27 protein-coding genes are annotated in these 24448 nt (G+C 65.3%); 9 read left to right on the forward strand and 18 right to left on the reverse strand.

What is annotated here, in order from left to right:
* Together ACX4ZE_RS15910 and ACX4ZE_RS15915 are read right to left on the reverse strand one after the other, a co-directional pair.
* The coding region (locus ACX4ZE_RS15910; RefSeq protein WP_480274217.1) for a helicase associated domain-containing protein at nt 1-2301 on the reverse strand (2301 nt) is incomplete at its 3' end.
* Entirely contained in the window at nt 2298-2834 is a 537-nt protein-coding gene (locus ACX4ZE_RS15915; RefSeq protein WP_480274218.1) for a hypothetical protein, read from the reverse strand. The genes ACX4ZE_RS15915 and ACX4ZE_RS15910, both read right to left, overlap by 4 nt.
* 179 nt (nt 2835-3013) lie before the next feature.
* Between ACX4ZE_RS15915 and ACX4ZE_RS15920 the strand changes: the two genes are divergently transcribed.
* Complete coding sequence (locus tag ACX4ZE_RS15920) at nt 3014-3445, forward strand: hypothetical protein (RefSeq protein WP_480274219.1); 432 nt, start codon at nt 3014-3016, stop codon at nt 3443-3445.
* A 135-nt stretch (nt 3446-3580) separates the two neighbouring features.
* Nucleotides 3581-3847: a hypothetical protein gene (locus ACX4ZE_RS15925; RefSeq protein ID WP_480274220.1), complete on the forward strand. Its 267-nt coding sequence runs from the start codon at nt 3581-3583 to the stop codon at nt 3845-3847.
* A 45-nt stretch (nt 3848-3892) separates the two neighbouring features.
* On the opposite strand, the gene ACX4ZE_RS15930 is transcribed toward ACX4ZE_RS15925, so the two are convergent.
* The 8 genes from ACX4ZE_RS15930 to ACX4ZE_RS15965 form a co-directional block, all read right to left on the reverse strand.
* On the reverse strand, nt 3893-4594 hold the full coding sequence (locus tag ACX4ZE_RS15930) for a hypothetical protein (RefSeq protein ID WP_480274221.1): 702 nt from the start codon (nt 4592-4594) through the stop codon (nt 3893-3895).
* A gap of 38 nt (nt 4595-4632) precedes the next feature.
* Nucleotides 4633-5526, reverse strand: a complete 894-nt coding sequence (locus ACX4ZE_RS15935) for a hypothetical protein (RefSeq protein ID WP_480274222.1) — start codon at nt 5524-5526, stop codon at nt 4633-4635.
* 70 nt (nt 5527-5596) lie between these two features.
* Complete coding sequence (locus ACX4ZE_RS15940) at nt 5597-5950, reverse strand: RNA polymerase sigma factor (protein ID WP_480274223.1); 354 nt, start codon at nt 5948-5950, stop codon at nt 5597-5599.
* Nucleotides 5951-6028: 78 nt separating this feature from the next.
* A complete protein-coding gene (locus ACX4ZE_RS15945; RefSeq protein ID WP_480274224.1) occupies nt 6029-6436 on the reverse strand; it encodes a hypothetical protein in 408 nt (135 codons plus the stop codon).
* Between the two features lie 138 nt (nt 6437-6574).
* The gene (locus tag ACX4ZE_RS15950) at nt 6575-7822 is read right to left on the reverse strand and encodes a type I-C CRISPR-associated protein Cas8c/Csd1 (RefSeq protein ID WP_480274225.1); all 1248 of its coding nucleotides are present in this window, start codon (nt 7820-7822) and stop codon (nt 6575-6577) included.
* 146 nt (nt 7823-7968) lie between these two features.
* The gene (locus ACX4ZE_RS15955) at nt 7969-8349 is read right to left on the reverse strand and encodes a hypothetical protein (protein ID WP_480274226.1); all 381 of its coding nucleotides are present in this window, start codon (nt 8347-8349) and stop codon (nt 7969-7971) included.
* Complete coding sequence (locus tag ACX4ZE_RS15960) at nt 8339-8632, reverse strand: hypothetical protein (RefSeq protein ID WP_480274227.1); 294 nt, start codon at nt 8630-8632, stop codon at nt 8339-8341. The genes ACX4ZE_RS15955 and ACX4ZE_RS15960 overlap by 11 nt, the downstream gene beginning before the upstream one ends.
* A gap of 11 nt (nt 8633-8643) precedes the next feature.
* Nucleotides 8644-8892, reverse strand: coding sequence for a hypothetical protein (locus tag ACX4ZE_RS15965; RefSeq protein ID WP_480274228.1), 249 nt, complete (start codon nt 8890-8892; stop codon nt 8644-8646).
* 641 nt (nt 8893-9533) lie between these two features.
* Between ACX4ZE_RS15965 and ACX4ZE_RS15970 the strand changes: the two genes are divergently transcribed.
* Complete coding sequence (locus tag ACX4ZE_RS15970) at nt 9534-10268, forward strand: ribbon-helix-helix domain-containing protein (protein WP_480274229.1); 735 nt, start codon at nt 9534-9536, stop codon at nt 10266-10268.
* A 177-nt stretch (nt 10269-10445) separates the two neighbouring features.
* Here the strand turns inward: ACX4ZE_RS15970 and ACX4ZE_RS15975 are convergent, their stop codons facing one another.
* From ACX4ZE_RS15975 to ACX4ZE_RS16010, 8 genes are all read right to left on the reverse strand, one after another.
* The gene (locus tag ACX4ZE_RS15975) at nt 10446-10751 is read right to left on the reverse strand and encodes a hypothetical protein (protein ID WP_480274230.1); all 306 of its coding nucleotides are present in this window, start codon (nt 10749-10751) and stop codon (nt 10446-10448) included.
* A complete protein-coding gene (locus ACX4ZE_RS15980) occupies nt 10748-12613 on the reverse strand; it encodes an RRQRL motif-containing zinc-binding protein (RefSeq protein WP_480274231.1) in 1866 nt (621 codons plus the stop codon). The genes ACX4ZE_RS15975 and ACX4ZE_RS15980 overlap by 4 nt, the downstream gene beginning before the upstream one ends.
* 73 nt (nt 12614-12686) lie before the next feature.
* Entirely contained in the window at nt 12687-15686 is a 3000-nt protein-coding gene (locus ACX4ZE_RS15985; RefSeq protein ID WP_480274232.1) for a toprim domain-containing protein, read from the reverse strand.
* Entirely contained in the window at nt 15683-16405 is a 723-nt protein-coding gene (locus ACX4ZE_RS15990; protein WP_480274233.1) for a DUF4913 domain-containing protein, read from the reverse strand. Before ACX4ZE_RS15990 ends, ACX4ZE_RS15985 begins: the two co-directional genes overlap by 4 nt.
* Nucleotides 16402-18279: a type IV secretory system conjugative DNA transfer family protein gene (locus ACX4ZE_RS15995; protein ID WP_480274234.1), complete on the reverse strand. Its 1878-nt coding sequence runs from the start codon at nt 18277-18279 to the stop codon at nt 16402-16404. The genes ACX4ZE_RS15990 and ACX4ZE_RS15995 overlap by 4 nt, the downstream gene beginning before the upstream one ends.
* Nucleotides 18279-18596 (reverse strand): WhiB family transcriptional regulator, encoded by a 318-nt coding sequence (locus tag ACX4ZE_RS16000; protein WP_480274235.1) that lies wholly within the window; start codon nt 18594-18596, stop codon nt 18279-18281. The genes ACX4ZE_RS15995 and ACX4ZE_RS16000 overlap by 1 nt, the downstream gene beginning before the upstream one ends.
* A complete protein-coding gene (locus ACX4ZE_RS16005) occupies nt 18593-18826 on the reverse strand; it encodes a hypothetical protein (protein ID WP_480274236.1) in 234 nt (77 codons plus the stop codon). The genes ACX4ZE_RS16000 and ACX4ZE_RS16005 overlap by 4 nt, the downstream gene beginning before the upstream one ends.
* The gene (locus tag ACX4ZE_RS16010; protein ID WP_480274237.1) at nt 18826-19137 is read right to left on the reverse strand and encodes a hypothetical protein; all 312 of its coding nucleotides are present in this window, start codon (nt 19135-19137) and stop codon (nt 18826-18828) included. Before ACX4ZE_RS16010 ends, ACX4ZE_RS16005 begins: the two co-directional genes overlap by 1 nt.
* 119 nt (nt 19138-19256) lie before the next feature.
* Here ACX4ZE_RS16010 and ACX4ZE_RS16015 point away from each other — a divergent pair, with 119 nt between their 5' ends.
* The 6 genes from ACX4ZE_RS16015 (at nt 19257) to ACX4ZE_RS16040 (ending at nt 24439) form a co-directional block, all read left to right on the forward strand.
* A complete protein-coding gene (locus ACX4ZE_RS16015; RefSeq protein WP_480274238.1) occupies nt 19257-20090 on the forward strand; it encodes a GntR family transcriptional regulator in 834 nt (277 codons plus the stop codon).
* Between the two features lie 88 nt (nt 20091-20178).
* Nucleotides 20179-20316, forward strand: coding sequence for a hypothetical protein (locus tag ACX4ZE_RS16020; RefSeq protein ID WP_480274239.1), 138 nt, complete (start codon nt 20179-20181; stop codon nt 20314-20316).
* A gap of 43 nt (nt 20317-20359) precedes the next feature.
* Nucleotides 20360-21007, forward strand: a complete 648-nt coding sequence (locus ACX4ZE_RS16025) for a histone deacetylase (RefSeq protein ID WP_480274240.1) — start codon at nt 20360-20362, stop codon at nt 21005-21007.
* A gap of 467 nt (nt 21008-21474) precedes the next feature.
* Nucleotides 21475-22692, forward strand: a complete 1218-nt coding sequence (locus ACX4ZE_RS16030; RefSeq protein WP_480274241.1) for a hypothetical protein — start codon at nt 21475-21477, stop codon at nt 22690-22692.
* Nucleotides 22693-22994: 302 nt separating this feature from the next.
* Nucleotides 22995-23903, forward strand: a complete 909-nt coding sequence (locus ACX4ZE_RS16035; RefSeq protein ID WP_480274242.1) for a hypothetical protein — start codon at nt 22995-22997, stop codon at nt 23901-23903.
* Nucleotides 23900-24439: a hypothetical protein gene (locus ACX4ZE_RS16040; protein WP_480274243.1), complete on the forward strand. Its 540-nt coding sequence runs from the start codon at nt 23900-23902 to the stop codon at nt 24437-24439. Before ACX4ZE_RS16035 ends, ACX4ZE_RS16040 begins: the two co-directional genes overlap by 4 nt.
* The last annotated feature ends 9 nt before the right edge of the window (nt 24440-24448 follow it).

Raw genomic sequence — 24448 nt, forward strand, 5'->3', positions numbered from 1 at the left:
GACCATGCCGCGGGCATCGAGCGCGGCACGGCGGTCGGCGGGGATCGGGCGACCGCGAGTCCTGGTGCCCGCGTGCAGGCTTCGGTAGTAGGAGATGGCCGCACCGAGTGCGTAGCCGGTGTCGTCGACGTATGCCTTCTCGATCGAGGTGAGGCTGCCGTGTGTGGTGATGTAGTGGTCGCAGGCGTCGAGGAAACGCCGCCAGGCCCGGGAGTCCTTGTCGAATCGCATCCCGATTTCTTCCAGCGCGGCTTGCTCTTGTGGGTCCAGTTGTCCTTTGCGCCATTTGGTGCGCATTGTCTTGATTCGTGCGCCGAGAGGGTAGCCGTCGGTGGTGATGTAGGAGACGGGGACTTCGAGGTGGCCGTGTTCGGTGTGGTAGCGGAGGCAGGCGGAGAACAGTAGTTGCCATCGCAGGTGGCGGGTGTCCCAGATCATGCCGAGATCGTCGAGCGCGGTCCGCACATGCTCGGGCACGGTGTGGCGGCTTTTGCTGCGGACGGTGTTGATCCTGGTGCCGAGTCGGTAGCCGGATGCGGTGACGTGGTCTTGGGGGACTGCGGTGTGCCCGTGCTCGTCGCGGAAGGCGGCCAGCTCGGTCAGTAGCCGCTCCCACGGCAGCGCGCGGGTGTCCCACACGATGTCCAGTTGCTCGAGTGCGTCGACGCGGTCGGGGCGTAGCCAGCCTTTGCGGTAGTGCTGGCGGGCGTTGGTCAGCCACTGGCCGAGATTGAACCCGTCGGCGGTGGCGTGGTTGCTCGGGATGTGCAGGTCGCCGTGGGTGGTGTGGTAGTCGCGGGCATGGCCGTAGCCGACCCACCATGAGGAGGTGGTTTGGGTGACGAGCAATGCTTCGAGGTCGGCGAGCACGCGGGTGCTGACACCGGAGGGTAGCTCGATGCTGATCTTGTCCGGCAGCTGCGGGTTGGTGATGTGGCCGTGGGAGCGTTGGATGTCGAGTTCGATGCCGAGGATCTCGTCATGGGCGCGCAACGCGCGTACGACCTGCCACAACACGTGGAAATCGCCCGGATCGAGGTCGCTGACCTGCATGTCGGAGTCGGGGATGACGATCGGGACGATGACGTAGGCGAGGCCGGGACCGTCGCCGCCGCGGCGCAGCGCCCGCCCCACTGATTGGACGATATCGACCTGCGAGGTCTTCGGGTGGGTGAACGCGACCGCGTCCACGGTGGGTACGTCCACCCCTTCGGACAGGCAGCGTACGTTCGCCAGCACCGTCCATTGTCCGGGGGGATGTCGTAGCCGGTCCAACGCTCGGCGGCGGTGGCGGTCGTTCATCTCGCCGGTGATCAGCTCGGCACACAGTCCGCCGTCGGGGCGCTGCTCGTGCGGGATCCTGCTCAGCGTGGCCGCCAGGGTGCGGGTGAATTCCTCGGCGGCGTCGATGCGGGGGCAGAACGTGATGACGCGTCGCAGACGGTATCGGTGGGCGGCTTTGGCGATGACGGCCTGCGCGGCGAGGGTCCGCAGATCCGGGGCTGAGGGGTGGTCGTGGTAGGTGTGGGTGTCATCGCGCAGCATCTGCCATATCTCGGCTTCGGTGACGCCGATGACCACGATCCGGTAGTCGTCCAGCCAGCCCTCACTGATCGCTCGCGACCACGGATACCGGTAGGCGACCGGCCCGAACAGCTCCTCATTGTCCATCGACAGCGCGCCGACGGTCTCCACCCGCACGTCGTCGACGCGGGGGGTGGCGGTCATGTGCAGCCGCCGCGTCGCGGGCAGGAACCCTTCGTCGAGGATCCGGCGGGTCATGTAGTCCGGACGTCCCGCCAGATGGTGGGCTTCGTCGCAGATCAGCAGATCCACCACTCGACCAGTGGTGTGCAGGGCATCAGCGAGCCGGCGGGCGGAGATGTAGGTACCCACGATCAGCCGCCGCCCGGACTGGATGTCCAGCCATGCGGCGATCTCGGTCGGATCGGTGGAGACATGGGCGTCGATATCGGACAGATGCACCGGAGCATCGACCACGGTGTCATCGCTGCACACCGCCAGCGCCGCATCGACACGGGCGTGCTCGCGCCAGGTGGTGAGGATCTGAGCGACCAACGCCAACGACGGCGCCAACACCACCAACACCCCCGCGCCGGGCACCAGCCGGGTCGCGGCCTCCACCGCGATCAACGTCTTGCCCGAACCACAGGCCGCGTGCAGCTGAGCGCGACCCCTATCGGCCAGCGCCGCGACAAGCGCGTCGATCGCCTCGTCCTGATAGGGCCGCAACCGCGGACCGGTCCCGGCTCCCGCCGAGACCACGGCGTCCATACTCATCGGCCACCGGGTCCGTCGCTGACCGGTAGTTCGGTCACCGCACCACGCCGACAGGCATCGATCACCGCCAGCGCCGCCGCCCGGCTCCAGCCTCGCACCGCAGCCACGATCACCGAGACCTCCGAGGCATCCAGCACGTCATCGAAATCGGCGGCGGCGAGTTCCTCGGCCAGCGACACCGCGGGCGCGGTAATCCAGGTCACGTCGACGAACAACCCGCGCACCACACGCGTGATCGCCTGCCACTGCAGGGCCGTCAACGGCCGGATCTCAGCCAGCTCGGCAGCCAGCAGCCGGTCGAGAGTGTCGATCGGCAACGACAACATCGGATCGGGCAGGCCCTGACTCTGTCCGACCACCTTCGAAATGTACTGCCGGGACTTACCGAGCTCGGCAGCGACCCTATAGCCTCCGCCCGCGCCGCGGCGGGCGACCTCGTCCGCGATCATCCGCGCACGATCGGCGCGGGCCTGCTCGATACCCGCGTCCAGCTTCGCTATCCGGCGCGCGAAGTCGGTACCTGCCTGCATCACTGCAACTCCTCTCCCGCCTCGATCATCGGATAACCTCCTGGATGTGGGAGGCCGCTCGGATGGGTCCTCCCGCTGGTGTCGGAGGGGTGCCTCCCTCTGACACTTCCAACATATGTCAACCAAAAGTTGACGTCAATCTTTGGTTGACATCAGTATGGCGGGCTTCTTACGCTTGCGGCATGACCGACCCTGACCTGGTATCGATTTCGATCGGCGACGACACCGACTACGACCTCGACAACGCTCCGCTGGACAAACTGATCCTGCTCTTGGCGCACCTCGGGGGCCAGCACCTCATCACCTTCGCCGAGTGGGAGCAGGCGTTAGAGGAGGAACTCGACTGGTTGGAGTCGGCTATTCGGCTACCGGTAGATGTGGTCGCGGTCCCGGGCATCACCGACGACGCCGAAGTCGCCGACAATCTCCGTTACCGGGCGATGCTGCGGGCCGTCCTGCATCACACGGGCATGCCGGTATCGGTACCACCGATCGACCACTACCCGACACGCCCTGCCGGCGTATCGGAAGCCCCGGTAGGTGACAGTGGTGACATCTCGCTGGCAGTGGTCGACCGTAAACGCAAGACATGGCGGGTACCACGGCCACGTTGATGAGCGCGTAGCTCATCCTCCTGCTGATGCAGAGTCGTCGGGGTTGGTGTCGCCGGAGCCCACACCAACCCCGACGGCACCTGCATCCGCGACTACATCGGACTGACCGACCTCGGACAAGCCCACCTACTCGCGTTGAACGCGATCAGGCCCGGCGAGCACCGGATCTACAACCTGGGCAACGGCATCGGCTACAGCAACCAGCAGGTTCTCGACGCCATCCGAGAGGTCACCGGCCTGCCACTGGACATCGAGATCAGCCCACGCCGGTCCGGGGATCCGGCCGCCCTGTACACCTCCTCGGCTCGCGCGCACGAAGAACTCGGCTGGACACCGGCCCAGCCGAAAATCACAGACATCGTCGCCGACGCCTGGCGATTCCACCAGCACCACACGCACTGACCTGGGCTCGATGTGGCATCTCATGATGCCGTCGGCGGCGCGCCATCACTTGTGGTGTGCCGCACGACATTCGGGACACCTGCACTTGTGGTGTCGATAGCTGCCGGAATCAGCGCCGTGCGGAATGTTCGGGTCACGTGCGGCCATCAGTGCCGCATCGAGGTCTTGGGCGAACCTGGCGTCGATGCGCGCCATGCCCCAGACCCGCTGCACCGTCACCCCGGCCGTGGTGGCCGATACGGTGAGGGGTGCGCCGGAACGTACGGCAGCGAGCAGTGCTTGTCTCTGTGCGTCGGGGAATGCTGCTCGTGCTGCCTGCCGTCGCCGCTTCCGCAAGTCGTTGTTGTGCGCGTGACGGCACGCGGCGCAGCGGCAGCCGTCACGCCACCCTCTCAGCCCATGCTCGGCTCGATAGCTCGCACCAGCCTCCCTGCACGCCTGGCAGCGGCAAACCCAGTTCATATAGCCGTTGCTCGTGCCGTGCGGCGCGTCGGGATGCACGAGCCTGCCGCCGATCTCGACACGCTCGGCGCGCCGGCGTCGCCTGAGGTCTCTCGTCTCTACGGCCATAGCCTCGCTACATGGCCCGCAGCGGCAGCTCCATTCCACGTAGCCGCTGAGCGTGCCGTGCGGCGCGTCGGGATGCACGAGCCTGCCGCCGATCTCGACACGCTCGGCGCGCCGGCGTTGCTTGAGGTCTGTCTTTCCGGCGGCGATGTCGGTTCCTCTCTCGCGCCTGGTCATCATTGACTCGCTGCAGCGTCCGTCTCCTGCCGGGTGACCGGTTATCGCCGCCACACGTTGACTCGCTCCCGCACCAGCAAGGGCGCCCCGTCTGGGCCTTTGACGTGGTCGGGAATCCAAATCCTTTTGCGCAGTGCATGTTCGGGGCCGTGCGCTTGGTTGCGCCAATGTCCGGACACGACCCAGCGATGGGAGTATCCGCGCCCGTGTTCGGGGTCGTGTTCGGGGTCGGTGGGTCGATACAGCCGCCGCAGGTCCACGACCGTCACGCCCGGATCTTCGCGGCCTGCCCGCTCCAGGGCGCGGGCGGTGCGTTTGTCGGCAGTTTCGCGCCACTGCTCGGCGAGGCCGGGTTGCCGCATCAGATGCCAGGCCGCGACTGTCGCGGCCAGGATCGGCTCGGTCGGGCTGGCCACATCGGACAGTGGCGGGGCGAATGAGCGCTCGATCGAGGTGATCGGCGACAGCGGCGGCACATGGGAGGCGATCTTGACCCCGGCGGCGTCAGCCGCGGCCATGATCCGCCAGCGCGCAACGTACAGGCCCAGCAGCAGCCCGTCCGGCATCGGTCCCCACGACACGGCATCGGCCGGGGTGGAGGCGCCGTCGTAGCTGAAAGCGCCTACACCGCCGTCGAACAGCATCAGCCCGGTCGGTGATGGCCGTGTATCCACCGTCAGGTCGATCTCCTCGAGCGCCGCACCGGCGGACATCGCCAGCGCGGCCATGTCCGCCGACGCCCAGAACAGGTCGGCGGTCGCCAGGTGCGCGTTGATGCCCGGCAGCTGCGGGCCGCTATCGCTGCCGGGCTCCTCATAGGGCGGGTCGGCGAGGAACCTGCGAACCTGATCACGGATTTTCGGCAGCGCGTTCGGGCGGATACGGCCAGTCGAGTCGCCGACCGGGGCGGCGGCGAGCAGATCCCCCACGCTCACGGGCTGTCCTGGTCTCAACACGGCAATCCCTTTCGGAGGTAGGTGGGATGCTGCACGACGGGTGTATGGCTCATCGTGGTCGGTCCTGCGCGACCATGGCCTGCCGGACGTTCTGAGGGGATTTGCCCCAGAGGCGGGCGATATCAGACCATGTCATGCCCTCCTCGTCGTGCAGCGCCTGCCAGGTGGCGCGCCGGCACGCCGCCACCACGGCCTGGATAGCGCGGGCGCGGGCATCGAGGTCGGGGAGCGGATCCCAGATCTCGTCACCGTCGGCGTCGGCGGTAGGCGCGAGCTGGTCGGGAGGCAGCTGCGCCAGTCGGTCGGCGAGGTCGGCGAGTGCGCGGGCGTGGCGGGCGAGGGACTGCCACGGGGTGGGCTGCTCGAGCGGGGGGCCGGGAATCGCGGCCATCGGGTCGTGCATGGAAGCTCCTGTATGCGAGGATGACCGGGTGGTTCGGGGGCGCCAGGTACGCCCCCGAACCACTCAGGGGGGATGTGATCAGTCGGCGATCGTGGTCAGCGACTCGATCACCGTGCCGTCAGCGCCGATCGCGTCCACCCGGTACTCGGTGCCCGGCTCGCAACCGAGATCGGTGGCGGACAGGTCGACGTTATCGTCCAGGGGAAGCACTGCCCGAGTCGCGGATTCGATGCTGATACAAACCGATTCTTCGCCCGGCGCGGCCACACAGTGGGTGTGCAGCTCGATCGGCTCGTCGGTGAGGTCGTTGTCGGCGACCAGCTTCCAGAACGCGTCGAAGTCCATCCGCTCGGTGTCGTAGCCGCCGGTGGCGGCGTGGACGCCGGCGACGATGGCGTCGAGGTCGTACTGGGTGTGATGGGCGGCGCCGGCGTTGATGGCCTCGGCGATGGCGAAGCGGGCATCAGCGGCGGTGTAGTCGGTCATGATCACTCCTCGGATTGTGGGGTTCCTTGCCTTACAACTCCACTTTAAACCAGGGGGTTTAAAATAGCAAGGGGTTGAGGCAAAACTTTGCGGGCGTGTCTACTCACGCCCATCCGAACACGCCCCCGCTCGGGGGGCTCAGTGCTGGGTGGATTCCAACAGCCCCACGCGTGTGCCGGTGACGTGGTGGTCGTGGCGGATCGCGGTGAGTAGCCGACCGCGCAGAGGTCCGGGCAGGGGCGTGGCGTGGAGTGCTGCCCACAGCAGCATGCGCTGGGTGCCGGGCTGGAGACCGTTGCGGATCGGGCGGTAGCGCCGCTGTCTGTCGTCCCAGTCGCCGAACACCGCGATCTGGCCGGGCAGCGTGTGATACACCGTCGTGTCGGCCCACACGCTGGATGTGCGGCGGATCCAGGTGTGGACGCGGTCGCGGATGACGCTCAGATCCTCGTCGATCCAGTCGCGGATCATCAGGCGTGCAGGTCCGCCGGCGGAAACGGTGACGCAGTGGAAACGTCCCGCCGGGTAGTCGGCCGGGTCACGGTCGAGGTGGGCGGCGACCTCGTCGCGGGGCGTGTCGGTCAGCAGCGGCATCGGATCGGCGTCGGGGTCGCCCGCGGCCGCGCCGGTGATCCACCACGCGGTGCGGGAGTCCGATCCCGGCGTGCACAGTGACCGGGTGGGATGCGACAGGGCCGCGATCATCCCCGCGGTGGCGTCGTCGGCGCAGGTCAAACAGACCGGCGGATTGGGGACCGCGCCGCTCCCGTCGATCTGGATCAGGGTCGGTGACTGGACCGCGCCGGGGACCAGCCGGGCGGGGATCGCGGTGGGCGCCGACCGGGCCAGCGGCCCCCGATGCCCGCACACGCAACACACATCGACGACTTGTGCACCCTTGGCCGTGCTGATTTCCTCCGCCCAGAATCGTGGTGCGGTCGGCGCATCGGTGACGGGCACGCCGTCGACGGTGATCAGCACCTGGGTTTTGCCCAGGTTTCCGCTGTCGATCACAGGCAGGGTGGCCCCGTAGTCACCGGCGAGGAACGCCGCCAGCGCGGCGGCAGCGGGATCGTCGGCACCGAGGCCGGTATGCCAGCGCGCCACCATATCCCGCCAGGCGGTGTGGCGGCGACGCCCTCGCGCGCTGGTATCGGTACCCAGTACATCGGCGACGTTGTCCATGCCGAGGATCGGGCGGATCCCCGAGCTGCGTTTGATCATCGGCACCCGACAGCGCACCGCTGGCGCAGCCTCGCTCAGCGTCCGGGGCGACCCGTCCGGAGCGAGGTCGAGCACCAGCCGTGCGCTGCGGAACGCGTAGAAGGCAGGCCCATCACCTCGCTCGGCGCGGCCGAGGTCGGCGAGTCGTCCGAAAATCGTCATCACACACCATTTCTCGTGGGAGTCGGGGAGTGTGGACAGTGCACCGAGCACGCTCGACGCACTGTCCACGCTCGGGAAATGCCTAGGGCATCGGCCACCTTCGCATACGATCACTCGGCACCGAGGTGAGGAACTTGTCTTGTCGGTCAGTGCCAATCCAGGCCGAGGTAGTCGACCACTGCGTCGGGCAACTTCTCGGCGATGCGGGCATAGCGGTCGGGGGTGCATTCCCACTCCTCACAGTGGGCATCCCAGTCGACGCCGAACACCGCGCACAGGTCGGCGATGTCGATGCGGGGGATCTCGATCCGGGCTTCGCTCGCAGCCCAGTAGCGGTGCGAGCCGGTGAGCGCCCGATCGAGATCCACGACGAGCGGAGCGCCGCGCCAGCCATTGTCGCTCATGTCCTCGACGAGCGCGGCGAGCTTATCGGCGTCGTAGGCGTCGTGCGGCGGAGCGAAATCACCCATGCGCGTCTGGACCCGCCCCTCGATACGGGCCATGACCTCACCGGCATCAGACACCATCCACCTCCAGCGTCCGGCCGCGCGTGATCAGCTGGTCGGCCCGCGCCTTGCTCAGCCCCAGCCGCTCACCAACCTGCGCGATCGATTCCCCTGTCTCGTGGGACAACTCGGCCACAGCGAGGGCGCGTAGCTCTGAGATCCGGTCCACCACCGCCGCGACCAGGCTCTGACGGCTCGACAAGTGCCGATACCAGGTAACCGTGTCGTCGTCACGTTCGCGAGACCCGACCAGGGCGTCGACCACCGCATCGCGCTCGGTCGGTTCGTACCCGAACCCGGGCACCGCCCCCGCCATCAGTCCGCCACCAGTATGGTCGAGGCGATCTCCTTGCCATCCTCGTCGATCAGGAGTACCTGGAACTCCTCCCCGGGCTCGCACCCCAGATCGTGAGCGCTGAGACTCCCCACCGCCTCCAGATCCGCAAGCCCCGCGATACGGCAGGCGGCGGCATCTTCCAATGCAATCGTCTCCCAGCAGCGGGTCTGCTCGTTGTATATCTGGGTTTCGACGGTCATAGCAGGCATGTCGATCCTCCATTTCATGGCCGAATAATTCGTATAGGTATCACTATACGGGTAGCGGCAGTGAGCGTCAAGAGATACCTATACGGTGAGTCTCCGAAGAGCGCCCAGCGACATCGAGTACATCCCCCCAGTCGATACACCCGCACATCGGCGGGTGCCAACGGACCGCGCAACGACTCGGCCGGGCGTTAGCGCATACCTGGGTCGCCAGGACCTGGCCGGGAGACGGCGCTGACCTGGGACGAAAGGTCCGCTGGCCTCAACTGGACTTCACCGGTCCAGACCCCCGGGACACAGCCTGCCGGATCAGGTTCGTGCTGCGTGCCGCTACGTTCCTCGGTCACCGCCGTTCGCGCCGAGTGAGCAGGTAGTCAAGGACGCTGGACCAGCTGATACCGCCGTCGGGGTGGTGGGCGACCGTCGATCGACGGTAATCCCGGCAGGACGAAAAGCGTGCCGGTGGCACTGGGCGAGGAGCTGACCGTACGTGCCGATCTGGCCGGGCAGCGTGTGATACACCGTCCGCCGAGGTGTACGTCAAAAGATTTCTTATGACAAATTTTCGCGGTGCCGCACCCGCAATCGGTGTTTTCGATATTGCTTACCAATTTGCAGTGCTGTAGATTTGTGATATCTAAAACATAGAGAGGGTGTACGACATGGATACCGACCTGCTTATTCGTCGGGGGGACGGGCTGCCGCCTGTCCGAGCGTTTGGGGCCACTCCCGCCGAGGCGATCGCCTCTGTGCGTTCAGCGCTCGCTGCTGGTGGACAGATGCTCGGACACCTCGGAGGATTTCGGATTACGGATGTGGACATCGAGGACACCGGCCGATCGGCTTGGTACCTCAGGGTCACGGTCACCACCGAAGAGTCCGACACCTTTCCCGAAATGACCCCTGGGCGGATGCGCACCACCGTCCTGACCGCCAGGCACGCCGTCGACCGGCCACGCCGCGCCTGGACGGTCAAGCCGGAAGATGCGGTGGGTGACGGTATTGAGATCAAGTCGGTGGACACCGCGCCCGGTGCGGCGCTGTTGGAGAACCTCGAGGTCCTGCGTGCGGCGGGGATGATCACCGGCGAGCATCGCGAATACGATGTGCGCGGCGGTGTCGGAGTGGCCGGTCGTGTCGGGGGTGGCTGGCTGGCGACTGTGCGGACCTGGCTCGACGACTGTGACGCACACCCGATCGAAACCCGGCTTGAGGTACAGCGCGTAGCCGACCGCGGCGGGCGGCCGTCGATCGACGGTAATCCCGGCAGGACGAAAAGCGTGCCGGTGGCACTGGGCGAGGAGCTGACCGTACGTGCCGATGCCGCGGCTGAAGCGTACGGCATCTCACGGGCCGAGCTCATCCGGCGCGCGGTCGCCGCCTATATCGAGCCCTGATAGGGGGTCCGGACTGGCAGGAACCTCGAAAAGACAAACGGTCGGAGCGAGTCAGTCTTGCTCCCACCTTTATTGTGCGCGAACCTACCGACAATCTCGCACTCACACATGCGTGGAACAGCCCCGGAGAAAGTCGACTCCGGGGCTGTTCCACGCAACGGTGTTCAAAAACGCTGCTCAGATGTCCTCGATGCGGATGGTAGCGACGGTGAAATACCGCACTGCGCCGGTGTGGGTGGTTCTGCGCTGCCAGTTGCTGGTGCGAGTGTAGCCAGCGGCGGTGAGCGCGTCATCGAGTGTTTCGAGGTTGGCTGGTGCGCCTGATGCGGCGGAGATGGATTCCCAGCGGCAGCTGATGTGTCGGCCGTGGATGCTGCCGTCGTCGTTGTAGAACAGCTCGCACCCGTACAAGTCGGCGACCGCGCCAGCAGGGTCGTCGAGGCGGGCGATGACGTGCAGATCGAGGATTTCAGTGTCGGTCACTGCGCTACCTCTTGGCTGCGTGTGGATCGCCTGTCTGTGGTCCGGGCTGGGGCAGGTGGGGTGGTTTGCTTCGCCTGGCCGTCTCGGGTCACGCGGGTGCGTCCCGGTCGGTGGCTGCGCCCGGCGCACGCAGCCCGGTGTTGAGCGATCACGTCGTCGCGGTGGGTGACGATCTGAATGTTGCGGGTTTGCCATCGGGTGCGGCGTTCGGTGGCGATGTGGCTGAGTTGCCCAGCTTCACGTGCCTGGTCATTGGTCAGTTCATGGACCGTGTTCTTGATGTCGGGGTCGACACCGGCCCGGCTGAGTGCCTTGTCTAGGTCGGCACGCTGTCGGGCGAACCGCTTGCGCTCCCGCTCTATACCGCGGGCCGCGCCTGCGGCCACGTCGTAGAGCGTGTCGCTGATCGAGGACACCGAGTGTTCGAGCGCTCTGGCTTCGCGGCTGTCGCTGTGTAGGTCGATGGTGCCGTTGGACTCGATGCACTGCGTCATCTTCGTCTTCGTCGCGGTTGACAACTCGGCGGCGGCCCGGTTGCTACGCAGCTGGTCTACTGCGGCTTTGGTGCGTTCGTCCACCCACATCAGCTCGGGCAGCTGCTTTTCGTCGCGGATGTGGCCGGTGTCGATATCGTTGATCAACGCCACTACCTGGTGGCGTTCTATCGAGGTCAGCCCCTTGCCGTTGATGGCAACGCTGTGCAGTTGGTCGCGGCGGTCGGCCATGTGGATGATCCGCTCGTAGATGTCGGTCTGTTCGCTGGGTCGGTCGGTGTGGTGGATGTGATCGACGGCGCTGCACAACTTCTCGGTGCCTATCGCGTACAGCTCCAGCTCCTCACGCAGGCGTTCGCGATCGACGTAGCCTGGCCACACCTGATGGTCGACCCGCTGTCCGTTGGCGATGAACCTGCCGACTGCGCGGACGGCCTGTTGGTCGGTGTCGGTCATCACCGAGATTTCCTCGGACATCTCGGCTGAGGAAATCTGCTGCCGCGCAAATCCCTCCAGCAGCCTTGGTATCCGTCCCCGTGTCTCCTCGCTGGGGTCAACTAAGACCGGGGTAGCGAGCAGGTCGACATGGCCGGTGACGCCACGCAAGTAATCGAGGGTAAATTCCAGCTGAGCTCGGTCGGTGTCGGGCATCTTTACTTGCGCCAGCTCGGTGCGTAGCTGCTCCCACCGCGCGGCTTGGTTGTCGATGTAGCCTCGCGGGTCGGTCAGATCGACGTCTTCACTGCACCATCCGCGGATCGCCTCGCTTGCTGCGCCTTTGGTGTGCTCGGGTAGCGGAGACGATGCCACTACCTCCAGCATGGCGGTTTCCCGCGCTCGCACCGCGATGGCTTCGGTGTAGTCCTGGTGGTATTGCGCGTCGAACTTGGCGTCGATGGTGACGCTCCAGGTGTCTGCGTCGACGACCACACCCCATTCTCGGATAAGGGTGTCAGCGATCTGCTCGACCCGCTCCCCGGCCAGCCCCGACGCGGGTCGCCAGAGCAGGGCGTCAGTGAGCACTTCCACGACGGAGTGCCGATTGTGCCACCGGATCTGTGCCATGCGTTTTTCAGCGGCGCGAAGTTCGTCAGCGATGTAGTCGTGGAAGGCTTCTTCAGCGTCCTGACGTTCCTGCCGATCGATCCGATCACTTTCAGCTTCGATGTACTCGAGTTGCCCGCGGGCTTGGGTGACCGCGATGATGGCCAGCAGATACGCCATACTCTGACCGTGCACCGAGTGTGCCTGGACATTGCTGCTCGGCTTGTCGTCGGCAGTGGCCGAGCCGGGAGCCTCGTCGAGGGAGGCGACTGGGGCGGGCGGTGGTGAGACAGCAGGCCCGGATCGGAATTGGTTGACAGACATAGCTTCCTTCCGTGTAGGTGCGGGCCCGGTGTGCTGGTCCGACCTTTGGGACGACTTTCTGAGAGAGGGCAGCTCACCGGTCCAGGCCACGTTCGGGGCCGCGCCCGCCCCGGCCCCGGTGGTGGGTGCGTCGTACACCCGCTCCCTGTTGAGTGCGGCGGCGGCCCTGACCTGTGCCGCGCGCTGCTGCTGAGGGTGGTTTGGCGTGTCCGGCGTCGGCGGCCATGCGTTGGGCGATCGAGTCTTCGCTCAAGTCCGTCGCGCGCAGCGTCTGCTCGAGGTCTGCTCGCCGTTCGGGGCTGTCGTAGCTTGCGGTGGTTTTGGTTGAGGTGCGTTCGGTCACGACGGTCTCCATGCGCTCGGCCCAGGCCATCGCGATCCGGTTGGCCTGCTTGCCCGCGATCGCGGCCTCACCCGCGGCGTAGTCGAGGTGGCCGTGGATCTTGTTGCGTAGCGCCTCGCCTACTCCTGCGGCGGCGAGTTGGGCGTCGAGCAGACGGCTCACACCGGTGCTCTCGTAGTCCGGCAGTGAGGCGCGTCCGGCCGCGAGCCTGGTTTGGGCGTCCATGACGCGGGTGACCGCATCGCGGGTCTGCTGCACCGTGCCCTGAGGGGCGGTGTTCGATTCGAGGATCTGGTCGAGCTGGTGGCGGTGGACGCGGGTGGTGTCGTGGGCGATCTGGTCGGCGCGGTCGGCGTCGGCGGCGGCTGCGGACCGGTCATCGACCCACAACAGCTCCGGGGCGGTGGTCTTGCCCGCCTCCACATCCCGCAGCACTGCTGTGATCTGGTCTTTCTCCCACGGGTGCAGGCCCTCGCCGTGGGTGAGGGCGCGGTCGATCGTCCGCCGATGGTTGGCGGCCTGCTTTTTCAGGGCCACAGAGGTGGCGTTGTCGAGATCGTTGGCTTTTCCGGCGGCGCGTTCGGCCTGCGGCGCCAGCGTCGCGTAGATGCGGATCGTGGTCGCCAACTCGTCTCGGTCGACGTGATCAGGCCACAGTTTGGCGTACTGCCCGGCTGGGTTGGTGCGGATGGCTTTGCCTCGCGCGCGGGCAGTTTCTTGGTCTTCGGGGGTCATGATCGATATTGCGTGGGTCAGCCGCTGCTGCAGTGACACGGTCGGCCCACCTATCCGCAGGGCGTCTTGGTAGGACTGCAGCATCTGATCGACTCGTGGTTTGGCCTCTTCGCCAGGGTCGACGAGCCCGCTGGCGAGCTTACGCAGCTCGGTGGTGGCCGATACCGAGCTGACCGTGTCGAGCTGATCGAGTGGTACCAGCTGTCCGGGAATGCCGAGGTAGGCTGCGACGAACCGAATTTTGGTGCGGATCGGTGCGCCTATACCCTTGTCCGCTAGCTTCTTCGTCAATGTGTTGAGCTGTTTCGTGGTGGGTGTCGTGCGCCATTCCTCGATCGCGGCGTACAGCTCGGCCTTGGCCGATTGATCCACGCCCTTGTCGGCGGCGACCAGCTCGACCATGCGGTCTTGGGTCGTGCGCAGTCGGGCCAGCGCGGCGCGATCCTGCTCGGCTGCGGCGAGCATTTTCGCGACCGGTGAGGGGCGGTTCTCGCCACGCGTGATCGTATTCATCGGCCCGGTGGGACACACCTGGCCGGTCTCGTGGTCGATTCGGAGGTCGTAGCGGCGGTGCAGGTGGCCTTCGACCTCCTGCAACGCGCGCGCGGCGACCTCACTGTCATTGGCCCATGCCGCAGCATCGGAGAGCAGGTCACCCAGCTCGGTCCGGGAGACACGGTCCAGCCCGGCTTTCTGCAGCTTGCGGATCCGTGCCTCGACCGCAGCGCGGTCGGCGGCCAGCTGCGCCTCGCCCGCGATGCGTGCGTCTTCTTCGTCCTGGGCGACCTTCTCCGCCCACCGGCGCCGTTGCTCGGCGTGCCTGCGGCCCATCTCCAACATGTGGTTCATCAACAGCCGTACGAACATCGACCACTGACCGCTGATGAGATCGACCTCGTCGGAGTGCGGGGCGGGAGCGTCGGTTGAGGGAGCGAGCATGTACTCGGCCATGGGTGTTCCTCCAGGTGTGACAGACGAAGCCGTCGCGGCACTTCGGGTCTCGACGGCGGGAGAGTCGGTAGTAGGTACGGATGCGGCATCCAGGCCGGAGGTGTAGGGGTCCAGGTACGGCACTGGCTCCAGCTCGGCGATCTCGTGCCCGCACATCACGTGGTCGGTGAGGTCCTTGCCGGTAGCGGCCTGCACGATCCGCACCCGTTCGACCCGATCGGCGATCGTGGCCATAACTCGCTCGGCTCGCCGGTACCCGGTGGTATCGCGATCGGCGATGATCACGACTGTGCGGGCACCTGTGAGCCATTCGGCGTGCTCACCGGACCATGACATCGCGCCACCGGCGTTGGTGGTCGCGGTCAGACCTACGGATTTGCCTGTTAGAGCATCTTTTTCGCCTTCGACAACGTAGATCGTGCGCCCGGCCTCGATAGCTTTTAGGACCTCGGGCAGGTTGTACGGGATCGGCTCGAACCCGCCTTTCCCCATCTGGCCCGTCTGTTCGTTCCAGCGGCGCTGGTGAAACGACTTGTCGCGGCCTCGTTCGAAATCGGCCTCCTGCCGGACGACCTCACCGGCGACTGTGCCGTCGACGCGGACATATGGATAGGACGCGACCGGTGTCCACGGTGAGGTCTGCTCACCGAGGTCGGGCTTCTTCGGCTGCTGCAGTGGCAGGCCCGCGGCGTCGATCGCGCGGTCGGCGCGGGAGAGTCGACGTGGGCGGGGCCGGTTCGCGCGGCGGTCCCGCTCACTTTCGCGCTCGATGCGCCGGTCGAACATGTCGCGGACTCTGAGTCCGATGGTCTCCAAGACGTTTTCGTTGTCGCACCCGGCGAAGCAACGCACCACTGTGCGTTGCTGGCCGGAGTCGTATTTGACTCCCAGCGAAGGTTTGTGGTGGCGGCCGTCGCCCTCGTGGACCGGACAGCAGAATTGCGTCCAAGCTCCGGATGGGCGGCCGGGGCCGACTGTCCGTTCGAGGGCACCCGTGATCGCCTCCCACGACCCTTGGTCACGGGCGCTGGTCGAGGTATTCATCCGGGAAAGACCTTGATCACGCGCCGGTGCCCGATCTGCGCGGGTGGCAGCAGAATCGCTGATGACGTCGGTGTTGCGGGCTCGTCATGCGCGTGGCCGTCCGGAAACATTCCTTCTGGCGCGGTCACCAGCGGTATTTTCGCCAGCTTGTCCTTGTGCCCGTTGCTGACCGAGCAGTACTCGAACGGGCCTTTCGGGTCGAGAATGCGGTCCATCATGGGGTCGGCTAGCTGTACCCACCAGGCCGCCATCTCGGCGCCGTCGCCGTGACGTGCCTGCTCGAACGCCCGCCACAGCGCCTCCAAGCGAGCGGTGACCTCGCCGTGCTCCCACCAACGAGGACACCACCGCACACTTCTTTCACTGCCGCGGGCAATGACTTCCCGCCGGTACAGCTCGGCGATATAGCCGTCGACGAACGCCTCGAGATCGCGGTAGCGCAGCTCCTTTTCGTCCTCCCCGGCATCCTCCTGCTCCGGCGAGGAGGCGAGTGCGGCCTGCGTCTCGAGGATCGCGGTCTCCCGCATCCCGGCGACGACCTCGGGAGTGAGCATCGCCGCGACCGCACCCTTGGCGACGTCTTTGGCTTCTGTGGCGATCTGTGTGGCGACCGCCTTACGGATCGCGGCGTCGAGTATCTCGCCGAGGTCCATCTGTGGAATCACCTGTGCGGCCGCGGCCTGCTCGGTTTCGGTGGTGTCGGTTCGATTGGTGCTCATACGGTTGCGCCTTCCTCGAGATGTGACAGCGGCTGTTCGGCACGCAGGCGCGGCCGAGCAGCCGGGATTTCGGTGGTGTCGGATCGCTCGATTTCGGCGAGTGCGGCCCGGATATGCGCGGCATATGGCCGCTGCATCCACGGCACGGCCTGCCCGAGTGTGGGCCGGTGACCGGAGGCGAAGATCACGACACGTCCCGGGGGCATCGCGCCCAGATCAGAGGCGTGCAGCGTGGTTTCGGTCGTGCGCGAGGTGGAGGTGGAGCGGGTGGCTTCCTTGCCGTGGCTCCGGCTGACCGACTGCGTCAGCTCATAATGCGAGCCGATCATCTCCGAGCGGTCCCGCAGGAATCCCGTATCGTCGAGACCGGCACCGAGCACCTTGATATTGGCCGCGCTCCACAGCGCGGTCATGCCTTCGTGCCCCCAGCAACGCACCCCCTGGGCCCACGACTGCAGGATCGTCATCACGACCATGCCGCGAGACCCGAAATGGCTGTACTGCTTCGGCAGGTCAGCCCATTTGACGATGTTCGCGGCCTCGTCCAGCACGATCAGCAGCGGCACCGGAAGTCGCCCGAGCGGATGCCGGACACACTCGGCCTCCCCCGCCGCCGCCACAGCCGCGCACAGTGCTGTCACCAACGGCCCCGCGGTGCCCTTGCCCTCCCTGGACAACGGGTAGAGCGTGTCGCGGGAACGCACGAACTCCTCAACGGAGAACGAGGTCCGAGGGCTTTCGCCCTTGGCCGGCGGGCACACCCACGGCCGGATCCGCTCGTATTTGAGGCACGACGCCATCTTCTTCGCGGTCGAGAACACCCCGCCCCGCTGCTTTTCGGGCGCATGGTACTGATCACTCAACGCGGCAGAGACCAGGCCGAACCCATTCTCGTCGAGGATCACTATCGGCTCGGTGTCACCGACCGTGGTCACCCACTGAAAAGCCTGTGTGATCGGCCGCTTCGCCAACGCGCACGCCAAGAACAAGCCCGCCAGCAGGTCCTCGCCCTCAGGATCGAAAAAAGCGTCACGCTTGTCGGCCTCACCGGCAGCAGCGAAATGCCCCGCCAGCTCCGCCGCACGCTCCTGCGCGCCCGCGCCACCATCCTCACCACGCACCCACGCGATCGGATCCCAATACCAAGTGCACGGCTCAGCCGCCACGCCTTGCGGGTCGAACACATGAGCGGTGCGGCCGTGTGTGGAACGCAGGTGGCGGGTCGCGTCGACCACGTCCCGCTTGTTCGACGTCGCGACTACCGCGCCGATGGCGTCCATCACTGCCGGAATGACTCGGGATGTCGTTTTCCCCGAACGCGGACCCCAGATATCGAGGTGCAGGTCTTCATAAGATGCGTAGAGAGGCTTGCCATCGGTGACCGTGTGAGCGATCAGCACCCCCGGTGCGTCGTCTTCACGCAGCTGCACCTGCAACTTTTGTGCCTTGGACAGGATCGCTTTGCGCCGCAGATCAGCCAGCTCCTTGCCACGGGCCATGTAGCGGGCCTGTGAATCTATGGCCTTCTTGTCGATCGGCTTGCGCTGTGAGGCTTTCCCGACCAGCTGACGGCACTTCGCGCACACCGCCCGGTAGGCCCACACCGACCCGGCCACCGACACTGCGGCACCGGCTACGAGAGTGACCGCGCCACCGGTAGCCGCGCCAGTCCACTCCAGATCACCGGTCGCGAGATGGATCGCCAGCGACAGCGGATTCCACGGCACGTCCTGGGAGGGGCCGCCGTACAAGTACTCACCGACCCGAATCGACATCCCAGCCGCTTCACCGAGCCCGATACTCGCGCTGACCAAGATCAGCTCTTTCCATTCCGAAAGATCACCCTCACCAGGGCCTTTCACACTGCGATCCATCAGTTAGTCCCTTTCCGGGTGGGGGTGTTCCTGGCGATGGCCTCCAATTGGTCGGCGGCCGCGTCGCGGCGTCGCTGCAGCGTGGAGTCGCAATACTTGGCGGGCACTTGCACCATTGCGATCACGCAGGCGGACAAGGCGCCGGAGCGCACCATCGGGGCCGCCCACGTCGCGCACTCCGCCAGCTGCGGGCAGCTCGCGCAGATCCCCTGCGCCCGCCGCACCGCAGCCGGTCGCTGCCCATGTGGGAAGAAGATGCTCTGGTCGACGCCGCGACAGGCACGGTCGCGGTAAACCACCGGATCCGGGGCGCTCATCGCGTCACCTCCGGCGCAGGCACCGAGGTAGCAGTGCAGAACGGTGCGCAACCGCCACCAGTCGGGATCGTGTTGCCCGGACCGAAATCGGTGCAGGACACGACCACGCACGTGATAGCGGCTAAGCCCACGACCGCGCCGAGTAGCGCGGCCATAGCACCGACCCCACCGGTCCCACCGGCACTAGGCACGACCGGGATCACCACGTCGACCACTCGTTCGCGCGCCATCACGCCCCCACCGGCAGCACCGCGAAACCACGCGCCTCAGCAGCAGTCAGACCCAGCAGCCCCGCCCACCGCTCCACCTCAATACGGTCCGGTGCCACAGCGATCCGCATCGCCGCCCGCGCCTGCTCACGCGTCAGCTGACGACCTGGCAGGTAGTCCACGACCCACCGGTCTTGGCCCACATAGTCGGCATGGTGGGCGGTCTCTTCCGAAACCATGTGCCCGTCCGCCTCAATGACCGCCGGAATCGCTGGCGCGGCCGCCCGACGCCAGATCGCAGGAGTCCACTTCTCGGATTGCTTGATTGCCATCACGTCCCCTTGTTGACCCTGATCTTGTAATGTCTGTCAGGTATGTAATTACTGTAATGACAAAGTAGGTGATAGGGCAATGCCTTTGTCCTATCTGTCCTTACAGAGAAGATGGAGACATGAGCAGGCGACCGAGATGGAAGATCGTTTACGACGATCTCCGCGACCAGATCACTCGAGGTCATCTTCAGCCCGGCGATAAGATCCCGGCTGAGCTGGACCTTGTACAGCGGTATGACTTCAGTAGGCCGACAATCCGCGAGGCGATCCGGCGCCTGGAGCAGGAGGGGTTACTCACAGCAGCAGTTGCAGGAATCGGCCGGACCGTGCGATCCAGGGATCTCATCACCTGGCATCTGACGAAGTTCGAGTTGGGCGCCTATTCTGACGACCTGGTCAACGGAATTGACCAGTGGGAAGCTGACGCTCATTCAGAAGGGTGGGCGACGCGTCAGATCGTCGACAGTGTTCTGGAACTGCCTGCTACGGCAGAGGTAGCGCGCTACCTGCAATGCCGTAGTGGGACGCTTCTTTTGCGACGCAGGCGGTTGCGGTTCGTCCAGAAGCCGCAGGTTCCCGAACAGTTGGCGATGATCGCCGACACCTGGACGCCACTGGATATCGCCAACACGGAGATCGACGGTGTTGCTCCGCTTCGGGCTACCGGCAACGTCGTCTACCCCGGCGGCATCTACCGTGCGTTGGGCTTTCGGCAGGTCCAGTTCTCCGATGAGATCACCGTGCGAATGCCCGAGCCCGATGAAGCTGTGCTGCTCGAACAGCAGCCAGGCACACCAGTCGGGCAGCACGCTCGCGTCGGCATCGACGCCACAGGCCGTCGTGTCCGAGTTCTCCTCAGTGTGTTCAGTGGTGACGCTCTGCGACTCCGCTACGACCTGCGTGTCCCAGAGAACCGACCTGCCAGCAATGGCGCGACGACCCAAAAAAGTTAATTCTCATGAACAACAACAGTGACCCCTGCGAGGCCACCATCTGGCAGTCTGCAGCTCAATTGGTCGCAGACATGAAGGATTCAATGGGTTGGGTGAGGACTGGAACACCGTGTTCGATCAGGCTGCGCGTGCCCTTGACAACGAGGCCCGCGGTGTCCGTGATGGTCCGGGTGGCACGTACTACCGGACCATCACCGACAGCAGCCACCATCCGTTGCGCGACTGATCTCGGCTAGTCTCTCTACCCCTCAAGGACGAAAGGTACTCCTATGACCCATGTGTGGTACGCCGCATACGGCTCGAATCTCCGCGCCCGACGCCTGGCGTACTACATCGAGGGGGGCACACCATCCGGGACAGGGCACACCTATCCAGGCTTCCGTGACCGCACACCTCCGCTCAAGTCCACACCACTGACTCTGCCTGGCAGCATCTACTTCGCTTGGCAGTCGCCAGTCTGGACCGGCGGCGTGGCCTTCTATGCAGACCAGCCACAAGACAGTTGGGTGAAAGGCGCAGCAGCTCGGGGCTACCTGCTCACCTACCAGCAGTTCAGCGACTTAGCCACCCAGGAAATGTATCGGGTTCCAGGGGAGACACCGGATCTCAACGTGGAAGAGATCATTGCCAACGGCAAGCTACAGATCGGCTCCGGCCGGTATGAGACCCTTATCCACGTCGATGACATGGACGGGTTCCCCATCGTAACCTTCACCTCCCCATGGGATCCGGCCACTGTCCAGATCCAAAAGCCAGCAGCGCGCTACCTCGGGATGCTTGCAGCCGGCCTCTACGAGTCGCACAAATGGGAGGTCCCCGTGATCCTCACATATCTTTCGAGAATCCCTGGTATAGAAGGGTTCTGGGAGAAAGGCGAGCTTCATACCCTGGTCGCGGAAGCTGTGGAACGGGCGTGAAGCGCAGCCGCCCAAAATTTGTGTGGAATTCCCTACGGCGTGTCGGCGAGACTTTCGCCAACCTCCCATTAGCGTTAACCGCCATGGCCAGACCGGTAACCATGCCCCCCTCCAAACTGTCCGGTGTCCGCCTATCCATCGACCTCCTCGAGGCATGCGATCAAGAGATCCGCCAGCGTGGGCTCACGAAGCGCGAGTTCTTTGAACGAGCACTCCGGCGGGAGTTGGGACTGTCGGAGACCGACACAGTTAACCAAGAAGCATTGGACATTGATGTGACCGGGAAGGAATGCGCGTAGCCGACCCGACCTAAGCGGGCGGTCAGCCCGCCCCACACAACCTCATAAACACGGAAAAGCCCTCGACCTGGTACGTCGAGGGCACCGCTCCCCGAAGGGATCATGTCTTTGCCAGACAGGTCTCAGGGTAACGCACGCGCTGATGCAATCGCACGTGAACACACCCCTGTGCAAAGTAACAATTCGTACACCTCATCTGATCAGCGGAAGTATTGCGCTTCCCGGCCGTCGCCTCGTCGGAATAGTCTCGCGCTGGCGGCCGGGCTCTTTCGGCTGCCTCCTCTGCGCCTGGAACTGCCCGCGGACGCCTACACCACTGTTCCGGCGTGCTGGTGGTCGCGTGAGCGGTGGATCGCGCACAACCTCGCGCTCTACGACACGCACTACGAGCTACTTCGGCGGCAGAACATGGTCGACGCGGTGAGCCGCAAGACTTTCGAGAGGTACCTCATCGCGGAATCGAGCAGCGCGCACCATCACACCGGCCGGGGCGCTCAGGCAACGGTCGCCGAGCTGAAGAAGGCCACCAGCCGCGAGCGGTCCACCGTGTTCCGGTGCCGCCGCCTGGTCAACAAACTCGGTACCCGCACCACCGTGTTCCGAGGACGTCAGCGCACCAAGGCCGAAGCACTGGAGTCCTGGCGCCGCGACGACCCGAGCCGGGGCTGGGCATCAGTGTCCGCGCTGCATGAAACGACAGTCTTCCCTGTGGATAACCAGATCGTGGAAACGCTGCTTGATCAGGGTTTTGGCACCCCCCCTGAGCGTAGCGAAGGTTTTGTTTTCCTCTCACGATCAAATTTTGTTTCTTCGATTCAGAGCACGATACAACGATGCGCTACGCGCAGCCTGGACAAGAGGAGGCAGGCCCACCACGCACCCGCATACGACCAGAGAGCGGTCAAACTGGCCTCTAGCGTGCGCCGTGACGAACGGTTCCCCCTCTGGGTACGTCAGATACGCCCAGGACGGCTATCGGCGCTCGTGACGCGCAAAGCCGTCGCCGGGTGGGACATCGACGACATCTACGGCGGCCTCGAGGAATACCGGATCTCGGGCAAGAAGATCCTGACCGCACCGCACAATCCGCCGGGCTATTTGTGGTCGATCCTGAACCAGATCCCCGACGATATGCCTCCAGCCCGGCTGGACCGGGCCCGCACGGTCGCATTCGAGGAAGCCGAGCGAGGACACCGAGCACGCCAACGCGAAGATGCCCGGGCGGCAGCGATGGCGGCAGCCAGACCGGACTCACCCGACCGTCAGGCCGCAATGCGTCAGGCACGCCGAATCGGTCAACGCAGCGCCGAACGCACCGCCGAACGCGCCCGCGACGCCGAGCGGGCCCGCCGGGAACTCGCGCAGAAGGCCCGCAGGCGTGTCTAGTTGCGCCATCTCATGAGGTTGGTGCTACCGGCCGCGACGGCAGTTCGTCGGTGTCGTGAACCAACCAACGTAGGAACGCGACCACGTGCGCGTTCAGATTCGAGTCGACCTCACTGACGGCCGCTTTCGCGCGCTCGTGTAGCTCGGGGTCCACGCGAACCGTCATGACTGGAAAGCGGTGCTGATTAGGCATTTTCCCAGTATCTCACGGTGGACATCCACCTACCGAGGCGGTAGAGTCGACGGTGGACGTCCACCGTCGTCTTGGGGAAATAGACTGTCCGGCTACTGACAGGTTGAGCATGAGCGAGCTCCTGAAGAAGCATCGAAACCGCACCCGCGGTCGCCGCTGCAGTCCGCGTGCCACCGGCGGTTGCGCGTCCAACCATCCACTCGCCAGGAGGACCCGACTCAGTCGGCGCCGCGCACGTCTATGCGCCGGGCTTCCCCTCAAGAGTCAGCAGGCATTCCAGCACTTCGCGGACTCCCGCACCGTGGTGATCGAGCTGCGTCCCACAAACCCGGATTCGGTGCGCCACCTCGAAAACGGCGCCCTCTTCAAGCCGGAAGAGATCAAGTCGAAAACGATCACGGATGCCGATGTACTCCTCGGTGTCCCACCGAGCACGAAAGGACTGGTCGGGTTCTTCCCCGAAGGCCCACCGAAACCCCTGCCTTACCTGTCCGGGCCGGACCTGCAGATCGCTCGGGCGCGACACCGGATGCGAGAAATCGAGTACCAGAATCTCGGTGCCCAAATGCATGAGCTGGCCCGCAAACCACCTGGCGCGGGCCGCTACGAAGTCATCGGCCACGTTGTCTACGGCTGCACCACAGACAACGTATTGAAACCCGTTGCCGCCGATCACGATATCTACGCCATCTACGCACCGAATGGCCGACGGCTGCCGCGCGACGAGCACACGAGACTCATCGCCGACATGCGCAACGCACACTTCGGCGTGATGCACGGACCAGTCGCTGACTGGTCAACACAGGGATCCGCTGAACGCAAAATGCAACGCGACCTGATCGCACAGGCAGGACAGGAAGGCATCATCCGGTTCGCTCCAGGTGAGCCGATGTGCTGGACCATCCCGAACACACTCTGGTCGCCACAGGACCCCGGTGGGAACCCCATCCTGCTCAGCTCCGAAACTGCGGCCAGCCGCCTGGCGTCCACGGCGAACCCTCTGGAGGTAATCCGATGACCACTGCGCCGACGCCGAATCCACGCCACCGCCCAGTCGATCGCATCGACGAATGGATCGGCGTATCGATCGCCGCCCTCAACGCTGGTGACGTGGCCACGCTCGCTGCTATCGAGGCCCGCCTGTCGGACGCCGACCGGACAGCGATGCTCGAGCGGGTGATCGCTGAGCTGGCTCGTCGTCAACTCAGCGGTGGTTTCAGCGATGACGAGATGCCGACTGATTTCCGGGTGACCGCCATCCTGCACCGTCCAGGTAGCGCTGGCGTGGTGGTGCAAGCAATGCACATCGATCGTGACGAGCACGGTACTGAGCTGACTCGCGAAGTCGAGACCCAGAAGTGGGAGGAGTTGAGCATAGGCACTGACCGCATCGACCTGACCACTGCCGACAAGTGGCTGACCGAAGCGGGCTATCTGCGCACTACCGCCTGGTCCGAGCGGTATATCACTGCCCGCGGGACAGTGTTTTACCGCGCCGACGTCATTACCGGACTCGGCATTTCCGTCAACGAAACCGAGATTTCCCCCGAGTAGAAGGTGTAA

The organism is Nocardia sp. TBRC8007, from assembly GCF_056629435.1.

Excerpts from the sequence above, each read along its gene's own strand:
- ACX4ZE_RS15920 (WP_480274219.1), top strand. The coding sequence starts at position 3,014 with ATGACCGACCCTGACCTGGTATCGATTTCGATCGGCGACGACACCGAC.
- ACX4ZE_RS15930 (WP_480274221.1), bottom strand. The coding sequence starts at position 4,594 with ATGATGACCAGGCGCGAGAGAGGAACCGACATCGCCGCCGGAAAGACA.
- ACX4ZE_RS15940 (WP_480274223.1), bottom strand. The coding sequence starts at position 5,950 with ATGCACGACCCGATGGCCGCGATTCCCGGCCCCCCGCTCGAGCAGCCC.
- ACX4ZE_RS15945 (WP_480274224.1), bottom strand. The coding sequence starts at position 6,436 with ATGACCGACTACACCGCCGCTGATGCCCGCTTCGCCATCGCCGAGGCC.
- ACX4ZE_RS15950 (WP_480274225.1), bottom strand. The coding sequence starts at position 7,822 with ATGACGATTTTCGGACGACTCGCCGACCTCGGCCGCGCCGAGCGAGGT.
- ACX4ZE_RS15955 (WP_480274226.1), bottom strand. The coding sequence starts at position 8,349 with ATGGTGTCTGATGCCGGTGAGGTCATGGCCCGTATCGAGGGGCGGGTC.
- ACX4ZE_RS15965 (WP_480274228.1), bottom strand. The coding sequence starts at position 8,892 with ATGAAATGGAGGATCGACATGCCTGCTATGACCGTCGAAACCCAGATA.
- ACX4ZE_RS15970 (WP_480274229.1), top strand. The coding sequence starts at position 9,534 with ATGGATACCGACCTGCTTATTCGTCGGGGGGACGGGCTGCCGCCTGTC.
- ACX4ZE_RS15980 (WP_480274231.1), bottom strand. The coding sequence starts at position 12,613 with ATGTCTGTCAACCAATTCCGATCCGGGCCTGCTGTCTCACCACCGCCC.
- ACX4ZE_RS15985 (WP_480274232.1), bottom strand. The coding sequence starts at position 15,686 with ATGAATACCTCGACCAGCGCCCGTGACCAAGGGTCGTGGGAGGCGATC.
- ACX4ZE_RS15990 (WP_480274233.1), bottom strand. The coding sequence starts at position 16,405 with ATGAGCACCAATCGAACCGACACCACCGAAACCGAGCAGGCCGCGGCC.
- ACX4ZE_RS15995 (WP_480274234.1), bottom strand. The coding sequence starts at position 18,279 with ATGGATCGCAGTGTGAAAGGCCCTGGTGAGGGTGATCTTTCGGAATGG.
- ACX4ZE_RS16000 (WP_480274235.1), bottom strand. The coding sequence starts at position 18,596 with ATGAGCGCCCCGGATCCGGTGGTTTACCGCGACCGTGCCTGTCGCGGC.
- ACX4ZE_RS16005 (WP_480274236.1), bottom strand. The coding sequence starts at position 18,826 with ATGGCGCGCGAACGAGTGGTCGACGTGGTGATCCCGGTCGTGCCTAGT.
- ACX4ZE_RS16010 (WP_480274237.1), bottom strand. The coding sequence starts at position 19,137 with ATGGCAATCAAGCAATCCGAGAAGTGGACTCCTGCGATCTGGCGTCGG.
- ACX4ZE_RS16015 (WP_480274238.1), top strand. The coding sequence starts at position 19,257 with ATGAGCAGGCGACCGAGATGGAAGATCGTTTACGACGATCTCCGCGAC.
- ACX4ZE_RS16025 (WP_480274240.1), top strand. The coding sequence starts at position 20,360 with ATGACCCATGTGTGGTACGCCGCATACGGCTCGAATCTCCGCGCCCGA.
- ACX4ZE_RS16035 (WP_480274242.1), top strand. The coding sequence starts at position 22,995 with ATGAGCGAGCTCCTGAAGAAGCATCGAAACCGCACCCGCGGTCGCCGC.
- ACX4ZE_RS16040 (WP_480274243.1), top strand. The coding sequence starts at position 23,900 with ATGACCACTGCGCCGACGCCGAATCCACGCCACCGCCCAGTCGATCGC.